The organism is Rheinheimera sp. NSM, assembly GCF_052380015.1.
Lineage (GTDB): Bacteria > Pseudomonadota > Gammaproteobacteria > Enterobacterales > Alteromonadaceae > Alishewanella.
The window spans coordinates 1,307,676-1,313,789 of the sequence record NZ_JBQTCI010000001.1 but is presented as its reverse complement, the minus strand read 5'-3'; the positions used below and the strand labels follow the sequence as shown (position 1 = coordinate 1,313,789).

Below are 6,114 nucleotides of genomic sequence, written 5' to 3'. Positions count from 1 at the left end.
CCCGTGGCATGGCGCGCATTATAGGGCGTTTTAGAATACCTGCAAGCGGTTATTTGAGAAAACTTGTACTTTTAAGATCGTTCGCCGATTTATTACACAAAACGCTATAAAAGCAGACAAAATACGCTATTTTTCACTTGGTCTGATTACTACCGCAGCCTTAAGCCGGTTTTTACCGTAACTAAAAGCTTTGATAAACACGCTATGCTCTACCGGAATATATTGCCGCTCGGCGGTCGACAGCCAGGGGATATCTTCAGTATCGGGATCATTAATATAGACAAAGTGTTCATCCACTGCACATAACACCACCCAATGTGGCGCTTTGCTTTTATCAAACTGCCAGGTGCTGATAAGCACCAGCAACAAAGCACCATCCTGCAGGAGCTGTTTTATCTTACCGATACCGGGTTCTGAGCGGTGTAGCACTATGCCACTTTGTTCTACTTTTTGCCGGAATGAATCGTGCACGCGCTGCAAAATCGCTTTCTTTACCTCACTGCGCACAGTGTCAGTAAATAGCGGCCCCTCTTTATTTAAGAAAATTTCAACCGCAAAGCCCCGGCTATGTGCAGCCAACGCCAGGCCCCTTGGACCGCAGCCGCCATGGCCAGATGTCATAAAAATAGTAGTAGCCTCGCGCCAGATATCAATTTCCAGTGCCGCAGGATCAAACTTGCCGGGTTGAAAGTAATTAAACACCATTAACAAGCAAGCCGGTCCACAGGTAAAAGGTGTGGTTTGCGCTATATAAGGTACCTGACGGTTTAGCGATCCGCCATTGAATTGAATAATCTGTTTTTGCATACAGATAGCATCGGAGTGATCTTCGTAAAAGTCATGCTTAACAGCGAACTCATGGTAATTAAGTTTCTGATATAAGCGGATAGCAGCTACATTATCGTAACGCACCTCTAAACGCAGCAACACACAACGCCTGGCTGCAGCCGCTTTCTCAGCTTGCAACATCAGAAACTCTGCTATGCCCTGATTACGGCAAGCCGGGTCTACCGCCAAAGAATACAAACGTGCCAGGCTGGTACCTCTGCGGTATATAAGCAGAAAGTACCCCACCACCTGCTCTGCACGTTCAACTAACAGCAGGTCACTGCGCTTTTCCGCGATAAAACGCTTAAAGCTGCGCAGGCTGATGCGGTCAGCAGTAAAACACTTATGCTCTAATGCCACTAACGTAGCCGCATCAGACAAACTGGCATTTCTGATGGATAACATCGCCGGAGCTGCGGTTAACGCCATAACTACACTCATTATTGCCTTTATCTGGTTTTTAACTAAGTTTAGGATAACAACAGCTAAACAAATGAAAAGCCAACAAGAAATTTAACTGTTGTAGTGCAGATTTCTTCGCTGTCTTTTTTTGTCACACCACGACATGCTTTAGTAAAACTACAGGAGTGGCAATGGCCAAACTTATTATCGTAGTCGACAAAGCTCAGGATTGGGCACCTTTTCATCAATATGATGGCGTAATGACATTACCGGCCTATTTGAAATGGTCGGCGAAAAACAAACAACGTACCCGGGTCATTAACTTATGCCGCCAGGCGCAATACCTGGGGAGCGGCTACTACTGTTCATTGCTGGCAGAAGCGCGGGGCCATCACGTAGTACCTTCTGTACGGGCGTTTAATAAATTTAACCGCCATGAAATAGCGGATATTGCCGAAGAAATTCCGGGCACTATTCTGACGCAGCTAAACAAAGCCTTAGTTGATGAAACCAGCACGCAGCTTATTTTTAATATTTACTTTGGTGAAACCGAACATAAAGCGCTGAAAAAAGTGGCAGGCTACCTGTTTGAAGCCTTTCCGGTACCCATACTGCGCGTTGAACTGCAAAAGAAAGTCAGCTGGCAGGTGAAGACATTAAAAATTGGCAGTGTGCATAAACTGAATGAGCAAGAGCAAAGCTTGTTCGGTAATACGTTAGAACGCTACAGCCATAAAATCTGGCGGGTAGAACCAACTAACCGTAAATATAAGTATGATCTGGCCGTATTAGTCGACCCGAAAGAGAAGTTCCCGCCCTGCACGCCTAAATCGCTGGAACTGTTTAGCAAAGCCGCCAAAAAAGCCGCTATGGACACTGAGCAGATTGGCGCCAAAGATATTCACCGGCTGGCAGAATTTGATGGCTTGTTTATTCGTGAAACCACCGGTGTGAACCACCATACCTTTCATATGGCATTAAAAGCCGAACGCGAAGGCTTAGCCGTAATCGACGATCCTAACTCTATACTGCGCTGTGGCAATAAGGTGTATCTGCAAACTTTATTTGAGCAGCATAAAGTACCTATGCCTGATGGCATTATGCTGTTTAAGCAAGACGAAGATAATCTGGAGCGGGCCGCCGATACCTTGGGCCTGCCCTTAGTGCTGAAGATCCCCGATGGCAGCTTTTCCCGTGGGGTGGTAAAAGTAAAAACCCTGACCGAGTTACGCTCACAACTTAGCGCACTGTTTGAGCAAAGCGCGATTATTCTGGCACAGCGCTATACCTTTACCGAATACGACTGGCGCATAGGCGTACTGAACGGTATGGCTATTTTTGCCTGTAAATATTTTATGGCCCGCAACCACTGGCAAATTTATAAACATGGTAAGGCAAAAACTGAAAGCGGAGGCTTTAGCACCTGCGCTATTACTGAAGTGCCGGCGCATGTACTTGATGCCGCTATTCGCGCCTGCGCTCCTATCGGCGATAGCTTGTATGGCGTGGATGTAAAACAAGACGGTGACAAAGTTTATGTTATAGAAGTAAACGACAACCCTAATATCGATGATGGTGTAGAGGATTTATATCTGGGTAATAAACTCTATGACATGCTGGTGGATGACTTTATCCGCCGCATCGAACTAAAACGTTAAGTTTGGGGGGCACAAAAATGTCCGGAACATTTTTCACTCGCATCATCCCTAATGCTCGCCTTCGGCAGCAGAGCTGTGCAAAACGGCTATCCTGCCGTTTTGTGGACAGCCGAAGGCTGGTCCCGAAGGGATGCCTGCATGGATTGCAGGCACAAAAAAACCGGCCTGGGCCGGTTGATTTGGTGCAGATGGAGAGACTCGAACTCTCACGCCTTGTGGGCACAAACACCTGAAGCTTGCGTGTCTACCAATTCCACCACATCTGCGTTATGTCTTCGCTACCGCGTTAACATGGCGTGCAGTATAGCGACTTTATAAAACCAGTCAACTGTGAAAATGCACATTTTGTGTCGTTTTATATCGTTCGGGCAAATACTAAGCAAGGTGCTTAGTATTTCGCCTTTTTCAACAAACCAATCTCCTCTAAACGCTGCATTAAGTAGTCGTTAGAGTTAATCGGCTCAGGGTAACGATTGGGTCTGTCGGCGCTGATGCAGCTATCCAGGGTCTTTATGACATAATCCGGGTTCGGGTGCATAAAGAACGGAATTGAATAGCGCGGCTGACCAGCTGCAACACCTGCCGGATTAACCACCCTGTGCGTCGTCGATGGCAACACATGGTTAGTCAGGCGTTGCAACATATCACCGATATTCACCACTATGGTACCTTCAATAGTAGTAACCGGCAGCCAACTGCCATCTCGGCGCAGAATTTCCAGCCCGGCTTCATTAGACCCTACCAGCAAGGTAATAAGATTAATATCTTCATGCTGGCCGGCACGGATAGACGCCGTTGAAGTATCCTGAATTGGCGGATAATGAATCGGCCGTAAAATGGAGTTGCCGTAATTCACTTTATCGGCAAAGTAGCTTTGCTCCTGCCCCAGAAATAAGGCCAGGGCTTCAAGTACCCGATTGCCTAACTTTTCCAGCTCAGCATATAAGGCATAAGTTGCCTGTTTAAAACCCGGCACTTCTGCTGGCCAGACATTCGGATACAAACTCGGATGCGGTGCAGGGCCATCCAGTTCACGACCAACATGCCAGAACTCTTTTAAATCCGGGTGATTAGAGTCTTTAGCTTTTTCGACGCCAACAGCAGTATAACCGCGTGCTCCGCCCTGACCCGGTTTATGGTATTTCGCTTTAACCTCATTCGGTAAAGCGAAAAATTGCTTAATTACTGTGTAAGTATTTGCTACCACTTCGTCGGGAATACCGTGGCCACTAATGCCGCAGAATCCAAACTCAGTGTAGGCCTTGCCAATTTCGGCAACAAAGTTATCTTTGTCGGTGGCAAACCGTCTTATATCTAACGTTGGAACTTGCTGTGTCATATAAAAGACCTGTTTTTTAGCCTAAGGAAAAAAAGAACCCTGCAATAGCAGCGCTCATTAAGTTGGCTAATGTTGCTGCAAGCAAGGCTTTTAAACCCAGCTCCGCAATATCAGCCCGGCGACCCGGAGCCATACCGCCCAAGCCACCTAATAAAATAGCAATGGAAGAGAAGTTAGCAAAACCACATAGGGCGATAGTCACTATCACCTGAGTATGAGCGCTTAACTGCTCTTTCACCTGCACAAAATCGAGGTATGCGACAAATTCATTAATAACCAGCTTTTGACCAATAAAACTACCGGCAAGCCGCGCTTCTTCCCAAGATACGCCAAGGATAAACGCCAGTGGTTGAAACACATAACCAAAAATCAGCTGCAAGGTCAGGTTGTCCATGCCGAACCAACCGCCCACGCCACCTACTATACCGTTAACCAATGCGATTAAACCGACAAAGGCCAACAACATAGCACCAACATTCAGCGCCAGCTGCATACCACTGGACGCTCCGGCAGCTGCAGCATCAATCACATTAGTGTGTGGCTTGTCGGCGCTGATTTCAGTCAGCTCATTTTTAGGCTGTTCGGTTTCCGGCAAAATTAACTTTGCCATTAAAAAGCCACCCGGCGCCGCCATAAAGCTGGCAGCAATCAGATACTTCAGCTCAATGCCTAAACCGGCATAACCTGCCAATACCGAGCCGGCGACAGAAGCTAAACCACCTACCATCACAGCAAACAGTTCCGACCGCGTCATAGTAGGAATAAAAGGCCGCACTATTAACGGTGCTTCGGTTTGGCCAACAAAGATATTTGCCGCCGCAGACATAGACTCCGGGCGGCTGGTGCCCAGCAGCTTTTGCAAGCCACCACCAATGATGCGGATAACCCAGGTCATAATGCCAATGTGATACAGCACGGCAATTAATGACGAGAAGAAGATGATGATAGTAAGTACATGAATGGCGAAAATAAAGCCCTGCGAGAACCGGCCCAAATCACCGAATAAAAACTGGATACCGGCGTTGGCATAACCAATGACATTGGCCACCACCTGCGAAATGCTATACAGCACATCCTGGCCAAAAGGCACGTAAAGCACAAAAGCGCCTATCGCCAATTGAATAGCAAAAGCGCCGCCTACGGTACGCCAGTTAATACGGCTACGGTTGGCAGAGGCCACATAAGCCACCAGTAACAGGGCGAAAATGCCCACTAATCCCATCATACGTTATTCCCTGATTATTATTATTCTGCCAGTAACTGGCGAATTTTTGCTTTTATAATATCGATAGCAATCTGGTTTTTACCGCCGCGGGTCACCACCAGATCGGCATATTGCTTGGAAGGCGCAATAAACTCAAAAAAAGCCGGTCGCACTGACGTTTCATATTGCTCTGTTACCGAGCTTAAACTGCGGCCACGGTCTTCCAGATCACGCTTGATGCGGCGCAGCAAGCACACATCCAACGGCGTATCCATAAACACCGTAATATCAAACTGCTGCCGTAACTGCTCATCAGTAAGCAGCAAAATGCCTTCAACCAGGATTACTTTCGCCGGTTGCACCCTTATGGTTTCTTCTGTACGGGTGTGAGTTTTATAGCTGTATTGCGGCATTTGTATTGCTTTACCGCCACGTAGCGCACGCAAATGTGCCGCCAGTAACTCATGCTCAAACGCTGCCGGATGGTCGTAATTGGTTAAAGTACGTTGCTCAAACGATAAATGGCTCTGATCGCGGTAATAGGCATCTTCCGACAAAATAGCAATCCGCTCGCCGCCTAATTCAGCTACCAGTTCCTGGTATACCGTTGAAGCGAAAAGGCTTTTACCCGATGCAGAAGCACCGGCAATAGCAATAATAGTGTTTTTTCCCACAGAAACATT

Annotated in this window: 5 protein-coding genes and 1 tRNA gene; 1 reads left to right on the top strand and 5 read right to left on the bottom strand. The window is 47.2% G+C overall.

The annotated features are described in order from the left end of the window. Positions 1-126: 126 nt before the first annotated feature. Complete coding sequence (locus ACTZWV_RS05885; protein ID WP_444785635.1) at positions 127-1,257, bottom strand: peptidase C39 family protein; 1,131 nt, start codon at positions 1,255-1,257, stop codon at positions 127-129. Between the two features lie 164 nt (positions 1,258-1,421). Here ACTZWV_RS05885 and ACTZWV_RS05880 point away from each other — a divergent pair, with 164 nt between their 5' ends. After that, entirely contained in the window at positions 1,422-2,888 is a 1,467-nt protein-coding gene (locus tag ACTZWV_RS05880) for a RimK family protein (RefSeq protein ID WP_444785634.1), read from the top strand. Between the two features lie 180 nt (positions 2,889-3,068). Here ACTZWV_RS05880 and ACTZWV_RS05875 read toward each other — a convergent pair. From ACTZWV_RS05875 to udk, 4 genes are all read right to left on the bottom strand, one after another. Next, positions 3,069-3,154 (bottom strand) — tRNA-Leu (locus ACTZWV_RS05875). Between the two features lie 122 nt (positions 3,155-3,276). Further along, positions 3,277-4,227, bottom strand: a complete 951-nt coding sequence (locus ACTZWV_RS05870; protein WP_444785633.1) for an isopenicillin N synthase family dioxygenase — start codon at positions 4,225-4,227, stop codon at positions 3,277-3,279. Between the two features lie 16 nt (positions 4,228-4,243). Next, positions 4,244-5,452: a NupC/NupG family nucleoside CNT transporter gene (locus ACTZWV_RS05865; protein ID WP_444785632.1), complete on the bottom strand. Its 1,209-nt coding sequence runs from the start codon at positions 5,450-5,452 to the stop codon at positions 4,244-4,246. A 20-nt stretch (positions 5,453-5,472) separates the two neighbouring features. After that, on the bottom strand, positions 5,473-6,105 hold the full coding sequence (gene udk / locus ACTZWV_RS05860) for a uridine kinase (protein WP_444785631.1): 633 nt from the start codon (positions 6,103-6,105) through the stop codon (positions 5,473-5,475). Positions 6,106-6,114: the final 9 nt, after the last annotated feature.